Origin of the sequence: Laceyella sacchari, assembly GCF_024927925.1 — a bacterium.
GTDB lineage: Bacteria > Bacillota > Bacilli > Thermoactinomycetales > Thermoactinomycetaceae > Laceyella > Laceyella sacchari.
On the sequence record NZ_CP103866.1, the window covers coordinates 1,031,898 to 1,053,556 of the forward strand.

At 48.8% G+C, this 21,659-nt stretch carries 17 protein-coding genes and 2 pseudogenes; 12 read left to right on the forward strand and 7 right to left on the reverse strand.

What is annotated here, in order from left to right; all coding sequences use genetic code 11:
- Nucleotides 1-50: 50 nt before the first annotated feature.
- Nucleotides 51-1,352: a phytoene desaturase family protein gene (locus NYR52_RS05195; RefSeq protein ID WP_132219914.1), complete on the forward strand. Its 1,302-nt coding sequence runs from the start codon at nt 51-53 to the stop codon at nt 1,350-1,352.
- Nucleotides 1,352-2,236 (forward strand): annotated as a pseudogene (locus NYR52_RS05200) (RNA polymerase sigma-70 factor). Before NYR52_RS05195 ends, NYR52_RS05200 begins: the two are co-directional and overlap by 1 nt.
- Before the next feature lie 121 nt (nt 2,237-2,357).
- Here the strand turns inward: NYR52_RS05200 and NYR52_RS05205 are convergent.
- Nucleotides 2,358-3,743: an RsmF rRNA methyltransferase first C-terminal domain-containing protein gene (locus NYR52_RS05205; protein ID WP_259436441.1), complete on the reverse strand. Its 1,386-nt coding sequence runs from the start codon at nt 3,741-3,743 to the stop codon at nt 2,358-2,360.
- Between the two features lie 145 nt (nt 3,744-3,888).
- Between NYR52_RS05205 and NYR52_RS05210 the strand changes: the two genes are divergently transcribed.
- Nucleotides 3,889-4,539, forward strand: a complete 651-nt coding sequence (locus tag NYR52_RS05210) for a YdcF family protein (RefSeq protein ID WP_259436442.1) — start codon at nt 3,889-3,891, stop codon at nt 4,537-4,539.
- 1 nt (nt 4,540) lies between these two features.
- Here NYR52_RS05210 and NYR52_RS05215 read toward each other — a convergent pair whose 3' ends face one another.
- The 5 genes from NYR52_RS05215 to NYR52_RS05235 all read right to left on the reverse strand — a co-directional run bounded on the left by NYR52_RS05215 (nt 4,541) and on the right by NYR52_RS05235 (nt 9,806).
- A complete protein-coding gene (locus NYR52_RS05215) occupies nt 4,541-5,866 on the reverse strand; it encodes a helix-turn-helix domain-containing protein (protein ID WP_259436443.1) in 1,326 nt (441 codons plus the stop codon).
- A 238-nt stretch (nt 5,867-6,104) separates the two neighbouring features.
- Nucleotides 6,105-6,836, reverse strand: coding sequence for a bactofilin family protein (locus tag NYR52_RS05220; protein ID WP_259436444.1), 732 nt, complete (start codon nt 6,834-6,836; stop codon nt 6,105-6,107).
- Nucleotides 6,829-7,467 (reverse strand): YhbD family protein, encoded by a 639-nt coding sequence (locus NYR52_RS05225; RefSeq protein WP_259436445.1) that lies wholly within the window; start codon nt 7,465-7,467, stop codon nt 6,829-6,831. The genes NYR52_RS05220 and NYR52_RS05225 overlap by 8 nt, the downstream gene beginning before the upstream one ends.
- Before the next feature lie 194 nt (nt 7,468-7,661).
- Nucleotides 7,662-8,102: a hypothetical protein gene (locus NYR52_RS05230; protein WP_132219921.1), complete on the reverse strand. Its 441-nt coding sequence runs from the start codon at nt 8,100-8,102 to the stop codon at nt 7,662-7,664.
- A 435-nt stretch (nt 8,103-8,537) separates the two neighbouring features.
- Entirely contained in the window at nt 8,538-9,806 is a 1,269-nt protein-coding gene (locus tag NYR52_RS05235; protein WP_259436446.1) for a BaiN/RdsA family NAD(P)/FAD-dependent oxidoreductase, read from the reverse strand.
- A 231-nt stretch (nt 9,807-10,037) separates the two neighbouring features.
- Between NYR52_RS05235 and NYR52_RS05240 the strand changes: the two genes are divergently transcribed.
- The 7 genes and pseudogenes from NYR52_RS05240 (at nt 10,038) to trxA (ending at nt 17,793) form a co-directional block, all read left to right on the forward strand.
- The gene (locus NYR52_RS05240; protein WP_132219923.1) at nt 10,038-11,345 is read left to right on the forward strand and encodes a purine/pyrimidine permease; all 1,308 of its coding nucleotides are present in this window, start codon (nt 10,038-10,040) and stop codon (nt 11,343-11,345) included.
- A 128-nt stretch (nt 11,346-11,473) separates the two neighbouring features.
- Nucleotides 11,474-12,945 (forward strand): annotated as a pseudogene (locus tag NYR52_RS05245) (spore germination protein).
- 154 nt (nt 12,946-13,099) lie between these two features.
- Nucleotides 13,100-14,791 carry an AMP-binding protein gene (locus NYR52_RS05250; protein WP_259436447.1) on the forward strand — a complete coding sequence of 564 codons (1,692 nt, stop codon included), beginning with the start codon at nt 13,100-13,102 and terminating at the stop codon, nt 14,789-14,791.
- A 124-nt stretch (nt 14,792-14,915) separates the two neighbouring features.
- Nucleotides 14,916-15,521, forward strand: coding sequence for a fatty acid metabolism transcriptional regulator FadR (gene fadR / locus NYR52_RS05255; protein WP_022735908.1), 606 nt, complete (start codon nt 14,916-14,918; stop codon nt 15,519-15,521).
- 12 nt (nt 15,522-15,533) lie between these two features.
- A complete protein-coding gene (locus NYR52_RS05260) occupies nt 15,534-16,313 on the forward strand; it encodes an electron transfer flavoprotein subunit beta/FixA family protein (RefSeq protein WP_022735909.1) in 780 nt (259 codons plus the stop codon).
- A gap of 19 nt (nt 16,314-16,332) precedes the next feature.
- On the forward strand, nt 16,333-17,319 hold the full coding sequence (locus NYR52_RS05265) for an electron transfer flavoprotein subunit alpha/FixB family protein (RefSeq protein ID WP_132219926.1): 987 nt from the start codon (nt 16,333-16,335) through the stop codon (nt 17,317-17,319).
- Between the two features lie 150 nt (nt 17,320-17,469).
- A complete protein-coding gene (gene trxA, locus NYR52_RS05270) occupies nt 17,470-17,793 on the forward strand; it encodes a thioredoxin (protein WP_132219927.1) in 324 nt (107 codons plus the stop codon).
- 39 nt (nt 17,794-17,832) lie between these two features.
- Here the strand turns inward: trxA and NYR52_RS05275 are convergent, their stop codons facing one another.
- Entirely contained in the window at nt 17,833-18,819 is a 987-nt protein-coding gene (locus NYR52_RS05275) for a hypothetical protein (RefSeq protein WP_259436448.1), read from the reverse strand.
- 283 nt (nt 18,820-19,102) lie between these two features.
- Between NYR52_RS05275 and uvrC the strand changes: the two genes are divergently transcribed.
- Together uvrC and NYR52_RS05285 are read left to right on the forward strand one after the other, a co-directional pair.
- Nucleotides 19,103-20,884, forward strand: coding sequence for an excinuclease ABC subunit UvrC (gene uvrC / locus NYR52_RS05280; protein ID WP_132219929.1), 1,782 nt, complete (start codon nt 19,103-19,105; stop codon nt 20,882-20,884).
- Nucleotides 20,885-21,003: 119 nt separating this feature from the next.
- The gene (locus tag NYR52_RS05285; RefSeq protein WP_132219930.1) at nt 21,004-21,498 is read left to right on the forward strand and encodes a DnaD domain protein; all 495 of its coding nucleotides are present in this window, start codon (nt 21,004-21,006) and stop codon (nt 21,496-21,498) included.
- Nucleotides 21,499-21,659 lie beyond the last annotated feature (161 nt).

A 21,659-nucleotide genomic window follows, 5' to 3' on the forward strand; every position in this document is an offset into this window, starting at 1 on the left:
AGTCACCTGTTTCCTCGTCATATTAGTAAAACAGGGAATAAGGTGATAACATGAAAAAATATGATGTAGCCATCATAGGTGGCGGGCTCTCCGGTTTGGCGGCGTCCATTTATTTGGCCAAAGCTGGGAAAGCGGTTGCTGTATTGGAAAAATCCGATCGCCTAGGTGGGCGCGCAGGCACGGTACACAAGAACGGAGCTCTGTTTAATCTAGGTGGGCATGCGCTGTATCGCGGGGGTGAAGCTTTTTCTATTTTGCGGGAATTGGGTGTCGAGGTTCAAGGCGGGATTCCTAACGCAAAGGGTTACGCCATGTGGAAGAATGACATGTATCCCTTGCCGGACAGCGTGGGGTCGCTTCTAACTTCCAAGCTGTTAACTTTTTACGGGAAAAAAGAGTTTGTTAGCCTCATGGTTCGACTAAGCCGGATCGAGCCCCATGCCGTCGGCCGAATCAGTTTGCGAGAGTGGGCGGAGAAAACCATACAGGATCCGATGGCACGCCATATCTTTTATGCATTATGCCGAACCACAACCTTTGCGAACGATCCCGATCATCAGCTGGCTGGGGCGACCATAGAACAGTTGCAGAGAGGTTTGAAAGAGAGTGTTCTCTATGTGGACGGAGGCTGGGAGTCTATTGTCAATAGCCTGCGGGATCAAGCCGTCGTTGCCGGGGTTACATTGCTGAACCGGCAGACGGCAACACAAATCGAGCGAAGTGGCAAGATTTATCGCATTCATTTTGCGGATGGCGCCATGCTTGAAGTGCCTTATGTGATCGTCACCGTCGGTCCCGCGCAGACTTGCCGGCTCATTAAAGATGCAGAGCGCACTTCGCTCCGAAAATGGAGAGAGCAAGCCCGCCCGATTATCGCCGCCTGCCTTGATCTGGGACTTAAGCGGTTGCCCAATCCCAAGCATCATTTTGTTATCGGCATTGACCAGCCTGTCTTTTTCACGAATCATTCCGCAGCTTCCAGGTTGAGCGAAGATGGCATTACAGTGGTGCATCTTGTCAAGTATCTCGGTGCGGAGCCCGGCAACCCCAGCGAGGATGAAAGACAATTAGAGCAGGTCATGGACCTTCTTCATCCCCGGTGGAGAAAGGAAGTTGTCGCTCGGCAATTCTTGCCAAACATGACCGTTGTACATGATTCGGTTACGGTGGATAAAACATCATTTTCCGGACCGGAAGTTCCTGAAATGCGTGGCTTGTACATCGCGGGCGATGGGTGCGGACATGGAGAAATGCTGGCGGATGCGGCACTGGCCAGCGGGAAAAGGGCGGCTCTTCGCATCATTCAGGAATTTGTTATGAACCATGACGAAAGTGGGGTCAGCCTATACTGATGGACACAGAAAAACTGTACACAGAAACGAAGCCTTTGCTGATTTCGTTGGCATACCGCATGTTGGGTAGCATGATGGATGCGGAAGACATTGTACAGGAAGCGTTTAATTCCTTGAATGAAATCCCGTCAGCCCATGTGCGCAATCCAAAGTCTTATTTATGCAAAATAGTGACCCATCGTTGTATCGACTTGCTCAAATCAGCCCGCAAACAGCGTGAGGTATATGTCGGCCCATGGTTGCCGGAGCCGATCATTACAGATAGAAATTCAGATGAGCTTTCGGAACAGTATGTGCAGAAAGAGACGATTTCCACAGCCTATCTATTGCTGTTGCAGTAGCTATCGTGGACGGAGCGTGTTGTGTTTTTGTTGCGGGGGGTTTTGCAATTTGATTACGATGAAATAGCGGAGATTGTAAACAAAAGCAGTGTGAATTGCCGGCAAATCTTCAGCCGGGCCAAACGAAGCATCCATGGCGTCCCTGCAAATGGTGGGGAAATGCATGAGAAGGCGGGGGCAGTGGTTGAACAGTTTATCCAGGCGTTATCAATCGGAAATGTGAATCAATTGCTGGATTTGCTGTCGACAGATGCAACCCTGATCACCGATGGCGGGGGTAAAGTCAGAGCGGCGATCCGTCCGATCATGGGCATGGACCGCATTATTCGTTTCTTTGCTGGAACCTTGCCCAAGGTGCCAGCGGGTGCGTCACTCCAAATGCGAAACGTCAACGGGCAGCCAGGCATCGTTGCACTAGATGGTAATCAGGTTTTTTGTGTCATTTCGTTTCACATGCAAGAGGAGCGCATCAAGGCGATCTACATGGTTGTCAATCCGGATAAATTGATGGCTGTGCAAAAGGAGATACAGGGGCTGACCTGAGGTACGCTTAATCAATACCACGGGGACAAGTTCTAATCGCAGGAGCATTTGATGCGACAAGGCATTTGCGTTTTGGTTGCAACCGGACGCAAATGCCTTGTCGTTTCTCTTGCTCATGATATTAATATTTATCCCAGCGTAACCATTTGGGGTAATGGTTTTTTAAGAGACCGCCCGACACTTTTCCCCAGCCGAGTGCAAAACCGTCAACGCTGACCAAGGTCCAGCCTTTTTTCAGTGAAACTGGCAAAGCCTCCCCCTGTAGATACAGCAACAGGTTAGGATCGTCTGCGTTGAAATCGATTGTTTGCGTCACCTGATCTGGCCAAAGGGATAAGGCCAAGGCGTGGGAGGGAGCCAAATGACTCTTCTTGACTTGCCCCAAATAACGTCCTGGCCGCTCCACTTTTAATCCTTTCAAGGAAGGCAGTTCATCGGGAACAAGATACAGATGTTCGCCGTACAGGGTGAATTGACCTTGTATGTGATCGGGTTCGCGAAATGTCTCTGCGGCAAATTGTTGCCAAAGTTTTTTAGCTTGCGCATGGACGGGCGGAAATTTGCCGGGTCGTTGCTTGCTTTCCTCCGTGTCGGGGTTTTTTTCCAAGACGGCCACAAAATGTCCTTCCCCTCGCAAGTGATGCGGCCAGAGCCGAGCCGCTTTGCTCAATTCGGGGTCGGCGGTGGTGGTCCAATCGGGTCGTCCCGGCTGGTAATGCTCCGCTTGCGGCACCGGCACCAAACGGAACTCAGGATGCTTTGTCAGGAAGCGAACCAGCAACTGCTCGTTTTCTTGCGGATTGAAGGTGCAGGTAGAATAGACCAACCTTCCGCCAGGTTTTAGCATGGGGGCGGCGGCGGACACGATTTCTAACTGGAGATCGGCGCATTTCTTTGTGGCCCGCACACTCCAGCGTTCACGGGCATCTTTGTCTTTGCGAAACATCCCTTCTCCCGAACAGGGCGCATCGATTAAGATGCGGTCAAAAAAGCCGGCGAAACGATCGGTCAAACGCAACGGGTTTTCATTTAGCACAACCGCGTTAGTCACCCCGCATCGTTCGAGGTTCTCCACCAACGCCTTGATCCGTTTGCCATCGATCTCATTAGCAACGAGGAGACCTTGGCCCTGCATCTTCGCCGCGATTTGCGTTGTTTTTCCGCCGGGGGCGGCACACAGATCCAATACCGTCTCACCGGGCTGTGGCGCAAGCGCCTCTGCCGGCGACATCGCACTGGCGTCTTGAATGTAGTAGAGGCCGGCGGCATGGTAGACATGCTTGCCCGGTCGATCCTGCTCATGATCATAATAAAAGGCTTCTTTGCACCAGGGAATCGGTTTCAGATGAAAAGCGACACGTTCAGCCAATTGCGCGGGGGATAGTTTAAGCGTGTTGACGCGCAGGCTGCGTGTGGGCGCTTCTTCATATGTATGGATAAACGTTTCGTACTCCACCTGAAGCAACTCACGCATCTGCTTCAAGTAGTCTTCTGGCAGTGAAACCATGCTTGTCCTCCTCAAAACCTAGATACACGAAATTATAACATAAAATGGCGTGATTCCCTTCATGCGCGACAAGAGGGTTTGAACGAAAGGGGAGAGGGGAAAAGGGGGAGATGAATTGGGCAGACGGCGATGAGGAGGCGATGAGATGAGCATTCCGAAATTCCCCAGTGTTCCCCCGCTCAGTGCGGCTCACATCCGGGCGTTGACAGAGCTAGTCTTTCGGCCTGACCTGACTGAGCGCACCGTGCCGTGTTATGATTTGTTGTTTGTTTTTGGGGGGGCTCATCCCGAAATCTGGATAACGGCGGCACACGCCTATCAGCAAGGGATCGTCAAGCAGATTTTGATCACCGGGGGGTATAAGGAAAATGCCACGCGACACCCTACTTGGACCTATGGAAGGACGCCGGAAGCACATGTGATTCGTGACAAGTTGGTGGAGTTGGGGATTCCTGGGGAGAAGATGGTCTGGGAAGATCAATCGGTCAATTCATTGGAAAATGTTCGGTTTGGACTGCAACTGGTCGACGTGAGTCGCCTTTCGGCGATTTTATTTGTCAGCAAAGCGTATGCTGTGGGCAGGCAACATCGTACCTTGACGAAGAATTTGCCGGAGGGGATCACCCTTGCGGCTTACCCAGCACTCACGACCATCGGCAAGATTCCCGTAACATCTTGGGGATGGTCGCGAGTGTCGGCGCACCGAGCGGTGGTGTACGGTGAGTATTTGCGCATGGTGGCGTATGGAAAACGCGGTCATCTGACGCCGCTTGAAAAAGAGATTACGGGTTTGTGAGTCAGGCTTGAGCTACTTCCTGTTCGCGCAACCGAAGTTCTGATTGCAACTCTACGAGAAGCGAAATGTACTTCTCATTGTTGCCGATGTTTTTCCAACACTCAGATAAGTTGAGTAAGATTCGTTCTTTCAGGCGTTGGAAGGAAAATTGGTTGGTGATAGTTAATGCTTCGTCATATGGTTGAATGGCTTCTTGGTGTTTCCCAGTTTCAAGATAGTAATCACCAAGAGCGACCAATGATTCGCAGAAGCGATGAGCGTCGTTGTATTTGCGGCCTTTGGCTACCGCTGTGGTCAGCTGTTCATATGATTGATCATATTTTTTCATTTTGCTGTACAGTTTCCCGAGTTGCGTATGGGTGGAGACTAACACATATTTTTTGTCCTTGAGTTTTCCTTCAAGGCGGAGAGCCAGATTGTAACAATTTTCGGCGGTCATATAGTCATCCGCGTTTTGCCGGATATTCCCCCAAACAGTGAGCAGCTCAACTCCTTTTTCATGGGTTCCGTTTTCACGGGCGATAAATAATCCTTCTTTGGCATATTGCAACGCTTTTTCGTATTTTTTCTTCTGATTGAGCAGCGTCGCTTTCAACTCATACATATTGAGCTTTACTTCCAAGCTGTTGATATCTTGGATGGAGTCCCACAGTTCATCCAGAGTTTGCAAAGCTTCATCAATGCGATATTGTTTTTCTAGGAAAGAAACTTTGTCGATCATCAAGAAATATTTGATTTCTTGGCGGTCGGCATTTTCATTATATGCGGCCAAACCTTTGTTGGTATATTCAAGGGCTTGTTGGAGCGAGTTGTCCCGTTGATAATAAATGCGACCCAATTCCTTGTAACAGGCGGCTTTAATATTGCTGTTGGATAAGAACTGTTTAGAGTTAATATGTTGGATGGATTGTTTGAAAAACTTCTCAGCCGTTTTTAAGTTGTTTTTCTTAACGTAACACAAGCCCTTCAGATACAGAATGATATCCATATACCCGCCTTGGGTATGCTTTTGCAGAAAGCGAAGCCGCTCCAATGCGCCATCGCAATCAAGGTTGATACATGTTTCTATAAGGAAGAGCAAGTTTTCCAATTGCTTGTGTTCCCTTTGTTCGCGATGGATCAATTGAGGAATGTCTTCGATGTTAAATCCAAGTTTTTTACAATAGTATTCGCGGTTTTGAGGTTTAACCGTCGGAATGCCTCGCTCTATACTGCTGATGGTGGCAAAAGAGATATGCTCATCCTCCAAGTCTTTTAAGCGCAGGCCTTTTTCTTTGCGTATCTTGCGCAAGGCTTCACCCAATGTTTTTAAGTCATTCACGTTCACTGTGATCACCTCTTTGCTTTAATCTTATTTTTTTGATAATGATTTGTCTAGCGTTTTTTCGTATTAAATCGCAAAGTTTATATAATTTGAAATAAATAATTAAAAAAATGCACATCTGAGTCTATTTTGGTTCTATTTTGCGGTTTTTTAAAAATTGTTTAAAAAAATGATTCGTTATTCACTCGCCGGATTTACAAAAAAACATCCGCCGTTGGGGGCGGATGCCTGGCGGGGAATCTCAGACCTGATTGTGTTCTTTTACAATCGAATCTCCTTTTTGTTCAAAGTGATCTTTGTATTCCACAAGCTCGATCTCACAACCAGGGCCGATTAAGACGTTGTTGCCGCGTACGACTTTGGCTTTTGTTTTCTCCAGGTAAATATCATCGCCTTCGATAGTGTCGGCCACCAGTTCATTGGTGTAGTGGAGGATGGACTTAAGCCATTTGACAAGGGAGAAATCCAAACTGTCTTTCTCGACACGGATCGTTTCCCCGCCGATTTCCCTCGCTTGGCATTTGCCATATAGCCGCACGTGGATTTGCCCCGCGTTAAGCAGGCCTTCGATGGTAAACCCTCCGCTAGCTTGGAACGATTCCGCAGAGCAATCCCCATTGACGGTGGCACCGCCTTTGATTTCAATTTCTTCACCGGTCAGATTGCCGTTGACAGTGGCAGACCCGATCACTTTCAGCTCTTGGCAATGCGCTTGCCCGTGAATGTGCGCTTGCCCTTTCACTTTCATTTCATTGGTGTGTACCTCGCCCTTGACTGTGGTTTCCCCCACGATGTCAAACCGTTCGGCTTTGATGTTGCCTTTAAATGTGGTTACGCCGTAAGCTTTGATGCTGTTGCAGTCCACATCGCCGTGGATGCGTCCCTCGCCATTAATGCTTAAACGGTCGTATACGCCGCCATTGGCGCTCCCGGTGCCAGAGATGGTCAAATCACGGCGGTTTTCTTTATCCATGCGACTCGCCTCCATGCCATTTCAATTTGCATTCTTCAATGCAGGTCAACAAATTCATGGTGAATACCACGCGAACGCCTTCTTCAAAATAGATGTCTCCTGATTGAGCCAGAATAAATGAAGTGATGCCCATTTTGCGAATGCAGATCAATTGCCCGCCGGCATGCTCCACTTTCCCAAAGTGATCGTGCAACAGTTGGAGGAGTGTCTTTCCTTCCTCCAGGTTGATGTCACCTTTGGAGAGCAATTTGTCGAGAATATAGATGTGGAGAACTTCTTTAAATGTAAAGTGTTGTTGCTCAGCAAACTGTTGCGTGTACAATTTCAGAGCAATATCTGAAACAATGTTACGTTCGATTAATTCGTGTCTCTCCAGTGCGGTGGTTATCGGAACGGTGGAGAACATGCCGGCAATCTCATCCAGAGAGAGATCATCTTTCAGGTTTTTAATTTTCTCTACCCGATCGAGGATTTGCTCTTTGGGAAAGAAAGTTTCTTGCCCCGTGTAAGTCGATTTGCGAATAAACCATTCTTCGGGAATGAGGTTTTTGCGCTTCCATCGGTAAAGCTGTCCATAAGAGATTCCGGTCAGCTCCAGTAGGTCCTTTTTGGAAATAAGTTCCTGCTCCATTGCGGCACCCTCCTTTGTTGTTAGTGTAACATAACATTGTTACGTTGTGAAGTAGGTTTTGTGGAATGGGGCTTGCTTCACATTATATTCCCATACGTGGCGGGAAAATATGGGTTCAGGGCATAAAAAAAGACCCGATCGGTGGCAAATGTACACTTGCCACCAATCAGGTGCGCTAGCACATGGGAAGGCAATCATCTGTAATAGACGCCATTGTAATATACGTAGCCGACAGGATCATGTGTGAAATGGATCACGGCGTAACAGCAGTTTTCCGGTGTTTTGTAAGCCTCATCTTCAGGGATGAATTCCCCTTTGATTTGGATGGAAGAACCAACACGCAAGGGAAGGACTCCATCCGTTCCCCGCTCATCGATCCGGATGGACGCGAAGATCGTGCTAGGTACCGATACAGACCCACTGACGCGGCGGACGTTGCTGATCAGCGCGTATTGATGTTCCCCGTCGGAGTCATACCCGGGCAAAGATTGAATTGTACCGGTGATGGTCACAACTGGCCATGATTCGACGCTGACAGTTTGCTGTTCAGGCACCCCGGCTTCTGCTTGGACGGGCAGCATGACGGAAAAGACCAGTAAGAAGGCGAGAATAAGTTGACGTAAGATATTAAACATTGCCATCCCTCCTGTAGAATAAAACGGGGGCTTAACCGCGCCCCCGTTTTATTCTAGCATGTTGGATGAATAAATGTTTGAAGTGAATGATTAATTTAAATTAATTAATCATTAAATAAAAAATGAGAGATATTCATTTTAAATGTAAAAAATGTGTATTTCGCGCTGCCGTCATTTTTGTTTATTCGCTTTGCCGGCTTTGATTTGCCACCATGCGATAGCCACAAAAGGAATAGAAATAAAGATGATTAACAAGGTCCAATTTAATATGCTCATGCTAACACGGCTACCCCTTTCCGATCAGGACGACAATGATCGACCATAGTATGTTCTCTGAGAGAGAATCTATGCATCGCTTGACCCGGCGTTTTTATTGACGCCGGGTTTGTCAACTAACAAGGGTGCCGATTTCGTTTGTAAAGTGGGATAACAAGATCAATTTTTTACCACCTGCTCGGCCGCGCTTTTGCCTGCCACATAGCCGGTGCAAGATGCCGCTGTAATATTGTAACCGCCGGTGTATCCATGGATGTCCAAAATCTCGCCGCAAAAATACAAGCCGGCCATCCGTTTCGACTGCATCGTTTTGGGATCGATTTCTTTCACATGTACGCCACCGCCGGTAACAAATGCTTTTTCCAAAGGCAGTGTGCCGTTTACTTCAATAATGAATTGTTTGGCCACTTGGCACAATCGATGCAATTGTTCCCGGGAAAGATTGGCGGCATTTATATCTTCGTCGATCTGCGCCCGATTCATCAACACAGGAACCATGCGTTCGGGGATCAGGTGCTTCAAGACGTTTCGCACGGCTTTCTTTGGATTGGCTTTCAGTTCCGCCCACAGCTTTTCTTCCCACGGTCCCGCTTTTTGGTCGGGGAATAAGTCAATGGCCACAGGAATTGTACGTGCACCCGTTTTTTTCAACTGTTTGACGACAAACTGACTGCATCTCAGCGCGATCGGACCGGACAGGCCGAAATGGGTGAACAGCATGTCTCCACGGTGTTCGATGATTTTCTTACCTTTGGGATTGAGTACGCTAAGTGACACATTCCGCAGGGACAAGCCTTGCAGGATCCGTTGCCTAATTAGTTCTTCAGATGATGTGAGGGGAACTTCGGTGGGAAACAGTTCAGTAATCGTATGTCCGGCCGCTTCTGCCCAAGCGTAGCCATCTCCGCTGGAACCGGTGTGGGAAGCTGCCTTTCCCCCTGTTGCCACAATGACCGAGGGTGCATAAATTCTTTCCTTGTCTTGTGTTTCGACGCCAACGACCCGGCCGTTTTCATAAAGTACCCGTTTGACGGGCGTATTTACGCGGATCGTCGTTCCGACCATTTTCACTTTTTTCACCAGAGCTTGTACCACGGTTTTGGCGCTGTCCGTCACGGGAAACATCCGCCCATTGTCTTCTTCTTTCAAGGCCACGCCAAGGTCTTCAAAAAAATGCATGAGATCGCGATTGTTGAAGACGGAAAAAACGCTGTATAAAAACCGTCCGTTGCCGGGAATGTTCTGGATTAATTCGTCAATCTCTTTGATATTGGTGACATTGCACCGGCCGCCTCCCGAGATGGCCAGTTTTTTACCCAGTTTTTCGCCTTTGTCCAAGAGCAGGACGCGGGCGCCGTGCATACCGGCCGCGGCGCTGGCCATCAAGCCTGCCGGTCCACCGCCGATCACGATGACATCGTAATTCATATGCCAACTCCTTTGCATCGCCTCTAGGGGTATCTTTGCCCAACCTTATTCATTTTAGGCGAAAGCGTGGCCATTGAAAAGGGAAGCAGGCATCATCACTTAGTTCATCTCGATACGACAAGGGCAGAGCCGGTGAAAGAAAAAAGGGTGGATTTCCCGCGATATTGTTTCTATAATCGAAAGAGTTGTGAGATAACAGTGATAGCCAGGTTAGAAGGGTATGGTAATGCCATGAGACAGACAAGTTGGTTTTCCTTCGGTTTCACCACGGCGCAATGGTTTATTTTTTTGCTCGCCAATGCGTTGTCCTTGCCGATTGTTATCGGGCAAATTTATCATTTGCCGCCGGAGGAAGTCGCCGGGTTGATGCAACGTACTTTTTTTGTGATAGGACTGACATCATTTTTACAAGGCTGGTTGGGTCATCGTTTTCCTCTATCAGACGGGCCAGCCGGAATTTGGCTCGGTATTTTTGTCATCATGGGAGAGTTGGCGGCCAACACGGGTCAGCAGCCCGAAGAGGTGTTGCGTGTCATGGTTGGCGGCATGATCATCGCTGGGCTATTGATCTTGCTCTTGGCCGGGTTACGCTTAATCCCAAAGATGTTAGGGATATTTACGCCATTGGTGACGGGTTCTTTCCTTATGTTATTGGCCATTCAATTGAGCGGCGTTTTTTTACGTGGAATGATGGATATCCGAACGGCGAGCGGAACTGTTCGCTGGGATCTCGTCGGCGTGTCCTTAGTGGTGTTTGTGTTGGTCTTATCATTCACTACGTGGGGCAAAGGCTGGATGCGTAGCTATGCCGTGTTGATCGGGATTATGGTTGGCTGGGCCGGATTTACGGCCTTGGGCTATCAAAGCAATTCGGTCACCCATAGCGGTTTTTTCACCCTGCCTGAATTTATGGCTTGGGGAGGGCCTATTTTTGAACCGGGTATGGCGGTATCCGCTATCGTGGTCGCCTTGATCTTGCTGTCCAATCTGATTGCTAGCACGAACGCGATGCAGCAGGTATTGACAGGGGAAGCGAAGGTCACGCCAAGTGTGCTGACTCGGGCAGGAATCTGGTCGGGGGTGGCCACTATCTTGTCGGCGTTGTTCTCCACGGTGGGAATGGTTCCCTTGACGGTGGCGGCGGGCTTTGTAGAAATGACGGGCCAAAAGCGCAGAGGGCCTTTTTTGACCGCTTGTTTGGCATTGGCCGGGGTGGCATTAATTCCGGTGGTCATCGGATTTTTGTCCAAGTTGCCAGGGCCGATTGCTTATGCCGCTTTATTGGCATCGTTTGGCCAGATGTTCGGATTGGGATTGCACGGTGTGTTAAAAGAGCCACTTGATCCAAGGCGGACACGTATATTGGGTTTGACGTTGTCACTGGGTGCCGGGATGATGTTTTTGCCAGCTTCACTATTCCTATCCATGCCTTCCGTGTTGCAGTCATTTTTCAGCAATGGATTGTTGGTGGGAACCGTTATCTGCATTTTGTTTGAACAGCTGTGGCCGTCGAACGGGAGCAAGCGGGCCAAGAATTGACCTTGCAATCCATAGGGTGCGGGTGGACATTCTCCATTGAGGGGATGGGCACCCGCGCCTTTTTTTGTTTGCCTGCCATCAATTGTGACCATAATGGAATCTATCAGCATGGAAGGCAGGTGGTGCCGATGACCGATCAACAGCAAAAGCCTTGGTGGCAAACAGCCAAATTGACCGCTGATTTGGAAACCAATGTGCGCTGGTTGAATGAAATATTGGGGGTTAATGAGAGTTTTGATATGATTTGCCGCCGGACGGAATATGGGGGCAAAGCGTGCGCATTTTATTTTGTGGACGGGTTTGCCAAGGACGATATCCTCAATCGCAATTGGCCCGTTTGAGTCCCAGGGAATTGCGCGCCGATGCGATTGAGAAGTTGGTAAACACGGAAATCGCCTATATCGAAGTAGAGACGACGAATGAGCTGGAAAAAGCAGTGAACGCGGTGTTGTCAGGCCCTACGGTGTTGTTGGTGGAAGGGGAAGCAACCGCGATCATCATCGATGCCCGCACCTATCCGGCCCGCGGTCCAGAAGAGCCGGACATCGAGCGGGTGGTCAGGGGGGCGCGTGACGGGTTTGTAGAGACGATCATCTTCAATACGGCGTTAACACGCCGTCATCTGCGCGATCCCAGCTTGCGGATGGAATATATGCAAGTAGGGACGCGGTCACGGACCGATGTGTGCATCGCTTATGTGAAAGATATTGTCGATCCGGGGGTTGTGGAAGAAGTGCGGCGGGCCATCGGTAAAGTGAAAACAGACAGTCTGCCGATGGCGGAGAAAAGCTTGGAAGAATACCTGTTCAAGCGGTATTGGAATCCATATCCGATGGTTCGTTACACGGAACGGCCAGACGTGGCGGCGGTACACTTGTTGGAAGGGCATGTGCTGATCTATGTGGACACTTCCCCCAGTGTCATGATTACCCCTGTTACTCTGTTTCATCATGTACAACATGCGGAAGAATACCGCCAACAGCCTGTGGTCGGGGCGTTTTTGCGATGGACAAGGTTGTTGGCCTTGCTGGCCTCGCTGTTTCTTCTGCCTTTGTGGTATCTGATCGCCACCCAGCCCGACCTGTTCCCCGCCGAACTCGCGGTGATCGGGCCGGACAAAAAAGCAGCGATTCCTTTGTTTTTACAGATATTGATTGCCGATATCGGTGTAGAAGTGTTAAGGATGGCTTCGATTCACACCCCGTCACCGTTGGCTACGGCCATGGGCTTGGTTGCCGGGATTTTGTTGGGAGAGACCGCGGTGCAAGTGGGGCTATTCACTTCGGAAGTTATCTTGTATGTGGCCATTTCAGCGATTGGTACATTTGCTTCCCCCAGTTATGAATTGGGGTTAGCCAATAAGCTGTCGCGACTTTTCTTCTTGGCGATGACGGCATTATTCGGATGGGTCGGCTTTGTTGGTAGTGTGTTGTTCTGGTTTGTATGGCTGATGCGCATCGAAGTGTTGCAAACGCCTTACCTGTGGCCGTTGATTCCTTTTAATGGCAAAGCACTCTGGGATGTGCTCGTTCGGACGCCGATGCCCAACAAGACGAAGCGACCGCGCGTGCTGTCACCTCAGGATCCTGACCGTAAATGAAATAATCCTTGTGAAAAGTCACAGGGATTTTTTTATATGTATTTAAAAATGGTCAAAAATTAGATAAAATAATCTATAGTGATCATAGTGTTAATTCTTAATAATCGCACCGCAAAATTGAATGACTGTTCAGTCGAAAAGAGGAGGAGTTCTGATGGCCGATACGGAAAAAGTGTGGCTTAAACATTACCCGCCACAAGTGCCCCATCATCTGAATTACCCGGATGTTCCATTGACGCAGTTTTTGGTGGACGCCGCTCGCGACTATCCGGAGCGTGACGCGATTTTCTTTCTGGGAAAGCGGATGACATATCGCCAGGTGTTGGAAGATTCCTACCGCCTTGCACATGCGTTGAAGTCGCTGGGGATATCAAGGGGAGAGCGGATCGGCATCATGTTGCCCAACTCACCACAGGCCGTTATCGCTTATTACGCCGTACTGTTTGCAGGCGGTATCGTGGTGCAATTTAATCCGCTTTACATGAAGCGGGAGCTCGAGCACCAATTGAATGATGCAGAAGTGGAGACTCTCATTTGTTTGGATATGGTGTATCCTCGAGTCAGTGAAGTGAAAGCGCAAACAAAACTGAAACATATAATAGTTACGAGTATTTCTGACTATTTGCCGTTTCCGAAGAACTGGTTGTTCCAGCTGAAGAACCGTTTTGACAACACGCATGTGGAGATTCCGGAAGCACCTGGCGTGTTTAAATTGAAAAAGATCATGTCTCAAGCCCCGTCTAGTCCGGTGGAGGCTCCATATGACTCCGGAGACGACGTGGCGTTGTTGCAGTATACCGGAGGGACGACCGGACTTGCCAAAGGCGCGATGTTGACCCATCGCAACTTGGTAGTGAATTGCTGCCAAGCGGAGGCGTGGATGTACCAAGCGCAACGGGGGGCAGACACGATTTTGGGAGCGCTTCCCTTTTTTCATGTGTATGGGATGACCGTGGTGATGAACTTTGCGGTGCGCTTGGCGGCAACGATGATCCTTGTGCCGAAGTTTGACCGCGATTTGATCCTCAAGCTGATTACGGAACACCGCCCATCGTATTTTCCAGGGGCGCCCACGATGTATGTGGGATTGATCAACCACCCCGATATCAAAAAGTATGACTTATCTTCCATCAACGCTTGTCTGAGTGGATCGGCTCCGTTGCCAATCGAAGTGCAAGAGCAGTTTGAAGCGTTAACGGGCGGCTTGTTGATCGAGGGGTATGGCATGACTGAATCTTCTCCCGTAACCCATGCCAACTTGATTTGGGAACGAACCAAAAGCGGGACGATCGGGTTGCCGTGGCCGGACACGGAGGCGCGCATTGTGGACTTGGAAACGGGAGAAGTGCTGCCGCCGGGCCAATCAGGGGAGTTGCAAGTGAAAGGACCCCAAGTGATGAAAGGGTATTGGAAGCGTCCGGAAGAGACGGCCAAAGTGCTGGTTGACGGGTGGTTGTGTACAGGAGATATTGCCAAGATGGATGAAGACGGATATTTTTATATCATTGACCGCAAGAAAGATATGATCATCGCCGGTGGATTTAACATCTATCCGCGCGAGGTGGAAGAAGTGCTGTTTGAGCATCCCGCGATTCAGGAAGCAGCAGTGGTCGGTGTGCCCGATCCTTACCGGGGAGAGACGGTCAAAGCGTATATTGTGTTAAAAGAAGGCATGCAATTGTCTGAAAAAGAGTTGGAAAAGTTTTGTCGGGAGCGCTTGGCCAGCTATAAAATTCCGCGACTAGTCGAATTTCGAAAAGAATTACCAAAATCGACAATCGGAAAAGTATTAAGAAGGGTATTATTAGATGAAGAAATGCAAAAAAACGAGAACGAAGGAGCGTAATAAAGAGTTGATTGGTAAAGTCGACATCAAAAGTATAAAAATACATTGACAATTGAATAATGTCATACTACACTTGAAATTGAATGAATAGTCATTCAGTGATAAGGCAGAGGGGAACATGACCATGGCTAAACGGACAGGAGAAAAGTATGAAGCGATTATTGATGCGGCTACTCGCGTGATCGCCGAATACGGCTATCATAACGCCCAGGTGTCCAAAATTGCCCGTGAAGCCAAGGTGGCGGATGGTACCATTTATCTCTACTTTGAAAATAAAGATGACGTGCTCATCTCCTTGTTCAGTGAGAAGATGGGAGCTTTTATCAGTCGGGCAGAAGAGGAACTGGCTCAAGTCGATTCAGCTGTCGACCAGTTGTACAAACTGATCTGCTTGCATTTTGAGCATCTGGAAAAAGATCACCAACTGGCGATTGTCACGCAGATTGAGCTGAGGCAATCCAATCCCGAAGTGCGCAAAGGGATTGGGGAAATTCTCAAACGGTATTTGGATGTAATCGACGGCATTGTCGAAAAAGGGATGCGAGAAGGTGTGTTTCGCCAGGATCTCGATGTGCGGATCACGCGCAGGATGATTTTCGGCACGTTGGATGAGACCGTCACATCTTGGATCATGAAGGATCACAAGTATCGGTTGATGGATCAAGTGGATGAATTGCATCGCTTATTTGTCAATGGGATGGGAAGCCAACGAAATGATGCAAACGCTTAGGAGGGAAGCCGCATGAATATCCTCGTATGTTTGAAACAAACGTTTGACACCGAAGAGCGGATCACCATTGAAAATGGCCGCATCAGCGAAGAGGGTGTGGAATTCGTCATCAACCCTTACGATGAGTATGCAGTAGAAGAAGCGATTCGCCTGAAAGAAAAACACGGTGGCGAAGTGACGGTGTTGACCATCGGGCCAGATCGCGCCGAGCAGGCGTTGCGCACGGCGATGGCGATGGGAGCTGACAAAGGCGTGATTGTCGACATCGAAGATTTGGATGACGCTGTTGATGAACACACCATCGCTAAAATTCTGCATGCGACGATCGAAGAGGAAGACTTGGAATACGATCTGATCTTGTGCGGGTCGATGGCGGTGGATGACGGCTCTTCCCAAGTGGGGCCCCGATTGGCAGAGCTATTGGAGATCCCCCATGTTTCAACGATTGTGAAGCTGGAAGTGGATGGCGACAAGGTAACAGTGGAGAAAGACGTGGAAGGGGACTTGGAAATCATTGAAACCAAGTTGCCATTGCTTGTGACGGCACAGCAAGGGTTGAACGACCCTCGTTATCCATCCCTGCCGGGCATCATGAAAGCTAAAAAGAAACCGCTTACGCGCTTGGAGTTGGATGATCTCGACTTGGATGAAGAAGACATCAAAGCAAAAACGGAGATCACCGAGATCTTCTTGCCGCCTAAGAAAGAAGCGGGCAAAGTGTTGCAAGGCGACATTCCTGATCAAGTGAAAGAACTGGTGCAATTACTACATTCGGAAGCCAAAGTGATCTAACGGCGAGGAGGAGCGAAACATGGGCAAACACGTATTGGTACTGGCTGATGTTCGTGAGGGCAAACTCCGCAATGTTAGCTTGGAAGCGCTGGCAGCGGCACGCACAGTTTCGGCGGGAGGAACAGTGACGGCAGCGGTGTTGGGGTCAGGAGCTAAAGAATTGGCCGGCACCCTTGCCGAACACGGTGCGGATAAAGTGGTTGTCGTGTTGAACAAAGAGTTGGATCAATATACGACGGATGCATACTTCCAAGCGTACAAAAAAGTGATCGAAGAAGTGAAGCCGGATGTGATCTTCACTGGTCACACGGCCGTGGGTAAAGATGTTAGCCCTCGTCTGGCTGCGCGTCTTGGATTGGGGCTCGTTTCCGACTGCACGCAGGTGGAGTTGGATGGGGACAAAATCGTTCTCACCCGTCCGATTTATGCCGGCAAAGCGTTTGTCAAAAAGGTATTTACTGAGGGGACCGTTTTTGCTACCTTGCGTCCCAACAACATTCCTGCGGGAGAACCCGACGCTTCTCGTCAAGCGGACATCGAAGAGGTGACCGTAACGTTTGCAGCAGATTCCCTGCGCACACTGATTAAAGACATGGTGAAAAAATCGACTGACGGGGTAGATCTGTCCGAAGCGCGCGTCATCGTTTCCGGCGGACGCGGTGTGAAAAGCGCAGACGGATTCAAACCGCTGCAAGAGCTGGCCAACCTCTTGGGCGGCGCAGTGGGTGCTTCACGCGGAGCTTGTGACTCAGGATACTGCGACTACGCTTTGCAAATCGGGCAAACAGGTAAGGTGGTCACCCCTGACCTGTATATCGCTTGCGGTATCTCCGGAGCGATTCAGCACTTGGCAGGCATGTCCAACTCCAAAGTGATCGTCGCCATCAACAAAGACCCTGAAGCGCCGATCTTCCAAGTAGCCGATTACGGCATTGTCGGCGATCTGTTTGAAGTTGTACCGCTGTTGACCGAAGAGCTGAAGAAGTTGCTTGCTGATCAAGCGTAAATAGAAAAGAGTTTTTGGGTGAATACGAGAAGGGCACACCGTTGTGCTCTTCTTTTCATTTCGTGAGACGAAACGCTTGGAACTTTTTTTGATGAAGTGGTATACTAGCAAAGAACCTGTTACATAGGCACATAGAAGGAGGGTTTGACCGTGGCGATTGTGGAAATTACGGATCAAACATTCGATAAAGAAGTCCAGAGTCCGGACGCTGGTGTTGTCTTGGTCGATTTTTGGGCTCCGTGGTGCGGCCCATGCCGCCAACTGGCCCCCGTTTTGGAAGAAGTTGATGCGGAGATCGGCGATCAAGTGAAAATTGTGAAAGTAAACGTGGACAACAGCCCGGAATCTGCCGGTCAATTTGGCATCATGTCGATTCCGACCCTGATGATTTTCAAAAACGGGAAAGCGGTGGACAAAGCGTTGGGTGTCCAACCGAAAGAGCAATTGGTTGCTTGGGTGAAGGAACACCTGTAGACGCAAGAGAAAAGGCCTGGCATAATGCCAAGGCCTTTTTTACATGTCTGGAGATTGGTTGGACTGTTCGTCGGCGTCTGCTGGTTTTTCCTCACCGGATTGTGCTTCCGCTGGTGCCTCTTGTTTTTGCGCTGGGAATAGAACAGGACGCAGACGTTTTTTATAGCGACCGATCAAGATCAGATAGTAGCTGACCGATGCCAGAGGAAGGATGAAGATAAAGAAGAAAATCCAGAAAATCACCAAAAAGATCATTGACATGGAGCCCAATCCGTTCAAGCCGTTATCGAAAGAGACGCCCGTGAGAAGTGCGAAGCACACCACGAGCAATAAGTACCCCACGATGATGAGCGAGCTGGTGAGAAAAGCGGCCAGCACGGTGACGAAGGATTTGCCGAAGGAGCGACTCCACAGCTTTGCTGATAGCTTGATCGACTCCCATACCGGTCTTTTTTCATGAATGATCATGATGGGGGCAAAGATGGTGATGGCGATGATGAACAAACTATAGATCACGAACGCCAAGATAGAGAGCGACAGAGTGATGCCGCTGACGTCGGATGGGTTTGCGACTGCGATAGCGGAGATTACCACGATGGCGATGATAATTGGAACCAGCAGGAGAAATGTCGTTAGTGACAACAGAGTCAAGCGTTTGATGTGGCGAAACATGTGTTGGAAATACAAGCTTAAAGATACGCGATTGTTAAACACTGCTTCAATGCTAATCCCATAAATGGCCCCTGTCGACATGGCGCCGATGATCAATTCGATTGCCAGCAGGCCCAAATAAAGAACAATGCTGAGGATGATGAGGCCGGTCCCCATTTGTGCTGCGGATTCTAACGTATCCAATTGTGTTGTCGATTCAAATGGATTGGTATTGGCCATTATGTTGGACAAACCGAGGGCTAGTGAGATCAGATAGTTTACAAGCATGGCCCCCAAGTACATAGCAAAGAGGACGATCATGCCAAGAAGTTGGATCCAGGCTAATTTAAAACCATACTTTTTAATGTATTCCATTGGTTCCTCCTGAACAGTTTGTATATTTCTAGACTAAATAATATTAAACATAAATTATATATTTGTCTATAATAAGAAGGAAAGATTCACCAAATGTTCCAGAGTGTCGGCCCAAGGCAAGATTCACCATGCCGTAAGCTCTGCAAATTGATATAATATATTAGGCCTTCTTTACCGATGGACTAAGATAGCCTGAAGGCTTAAAACGGCGACAGGGGCGGTCCTTTGCCGCTGTGGGTATGCATGGGACAAAGCACTGCCGCGCGGAAAGGAGGAGAGGGGAATGCTGAAAGAGAAATTGGCCCTGCTTCCTGATCAACCTGGGTGTTACCTGATGAAAAATCGTGATCAGGAAATCATTTATGTGGGCAAGGCCAAAAGTTTAAAAAACCGGGTTCGTTCTTATTTTACAGGAAGCCATGACGGTAAGACGCAACGATTGGTCATGGATATTTGCGATTTCGAGTATATTGTGACCGGTTCGCCGGTGGAAGCCTTGATTTTAGAGTGCAACTTGATAAAAAAGCATCGGCCGCGTTACAACGTGATGTTAAAGGATGACAAATCTTATCCATACATCCGGTTAACCAAAGAGCGGCATCCCCGCTTGGAAGTGACGCGCAAGGTGAAAAAAGACGGCTCGAAGTATTTCGGTCCGTATCCCCATGCCGGAGCCGCCCAGCAAGCTAAGAAGTTGTTGGATCGCTTATTCCCGTTGCGCAAGTGCCAGACGATCCCTAAACGGGTATGTCTGTATTACCATATGGGCCAATGCTTGGCGCCGTGTGAATATGAGGTAAAAGCGGAAGCTTACGAAGATATTATACGCAAAGTGACCCGTTTTCTTAACGGGGGGTACCCTGAATTAAAGCAAGATCTGCGCAAAAAAATGGAAGAGGCAGCTGAGAATCTGGAGTTTGAACGGGCCAAAGAGATTCGCGACCTGCTGGCGGACATTGATGCGGTGATGCAAAAGCAGAATATCGTTCTCAATGACCATGTGGATCGCGATGTGTTTGGATACGCCGCGGAGAAAGGCTGGATGTGCGTACAGGTTTTTTATGTGCGGCAAGGAAAGCTGATTGAGCGTGATGTTTCCGTGTTTCCTCACTATCATGAACCGGAGGAAGATTTTTTGTCTTACGTCGCGCAATTTTACCATGAAGCGCCTACCCTCCCTAAAGAAGTAGACTTGCCGCAAGAAACGGACTGGGAAACAATTGCAAAATTGCTTTCCGGGGTGCGGGTAGCCATTCCGCAACGAGGCATGAAAAAGAACTTGGTGCAAATGGCGATGGAAAATGCCAAAATTGCTTTGCATGAACGGTTTCAGATGATGGAAAGAGATGAAGAGAAGACGTTTCAAGCGCTTAACCAATTGGGGGATGCGCTTGGCATCGGTTTGCCACGTCGGATTGAGGCGTTTGACAACTCCAATATTCAAGGGGTTGATCCCGTATCAGCGATGGTGTGCTTTATCGATGGGAAAGCAGAGAAGAAAGAATACCGCAAGTACAAAATCCGTTCTGTGCAATCGCCCAATGATGTGGAGACGATGCGGGAAGTGATTCGCCGCCGATACACGCGCGTGTTGAAGGAAGGTTTGCCGTTGCCCGACTTAATTTTGGTCGACGGAGGTAAAACGCAGATGAACGCGGCCTTGGATGTGTTGGAAAACGAACTGGGCCTCTATGTTCCGGTCGGGGGAATGGTCAAGGATGAAAAGCACCGTACCGCAAGGTTGCTTTTTGGAGACCCGCCGCAAGAAACAGGTATCAAACAAGGGAGCCAAGCGTTTTATCTGATTCAACGCATCCAGGAAGAAGTGCATCGGTTTGCAATTACGTTTCACCGGCAAACGCGTGGCAAACAATTGATCAAGTCCGAGCTGGACGATATTCCAGGCGTGGGGCCGAAACGCAAACAACAATTGTTCCGCCATTTCGGATCGATTGACAAGATGCGCGAAGCCGGCCTGGAAGAATTCCGCAAAGCCGGCATCAGTGACAAATTAGCCCAAACAATTATGGAAGCCCTGAAGCGAAAAACGCCTGTGAAGACATGAGCCCGCCCGGTCAGAGTGTCGGGCAGGGCTTTATTTATGTTCATATCTTTCAAATTTATAATCGTTCTTTTGCAATTTTTGATATAATGAGGGTACATATTTGATGCGGGAGGGTATTTATGACAGCACTTGACAAACAAATTCTTAAAATGGAGAATACCGAACCGGTAGAATTTTTGCGCCAATATACGGGAGGCCAACCTTTGTCCAAACAGTTGGTCCAGCTGGTATATGAATTGAAGAAGAAACACGCTTTTTCTAATGGCGTCATCAACGCGTTGTTCGAGTATTGCCTCATCGAAAATAATTATAAAATCGTTCGTACATATGTATTGCAATTGGCTGAGGAGCTGGATGAAGTGGGTGTGCGAAACGCGCATGAGGTATTCCGTTATTTGCGGGAGAGACCGTATCAAAAGAGGCAACCTGAGTCCAGCCCGCATGTGTCGGACGATGCTGATTACAACATGGAATATGTGGAAACCAACATTGCCCTCATCGCAAAACAATTGCATGAACTTCGCAAAGAAGTAAATATGAAGTTTAGCTTGATGAACCAACAACTGGATCAAATCGAGCGGCGTCTGTCTCAAGTTGCAGACTGGTTGAAATAAAATGGGTTTTTTTGGGATATTAATTTGGAATATTTAAACGATTGCTCGTCAGCCGGTCGCGTTTCGCCTCCTTGAAGAGGCGTTTTTTCATTGTTTTGTTGGAAAAAACAGGGTGGAAACAAGGGGAGAAACCGTGTAGAATCGGCTTAAAAGAAGTTGAT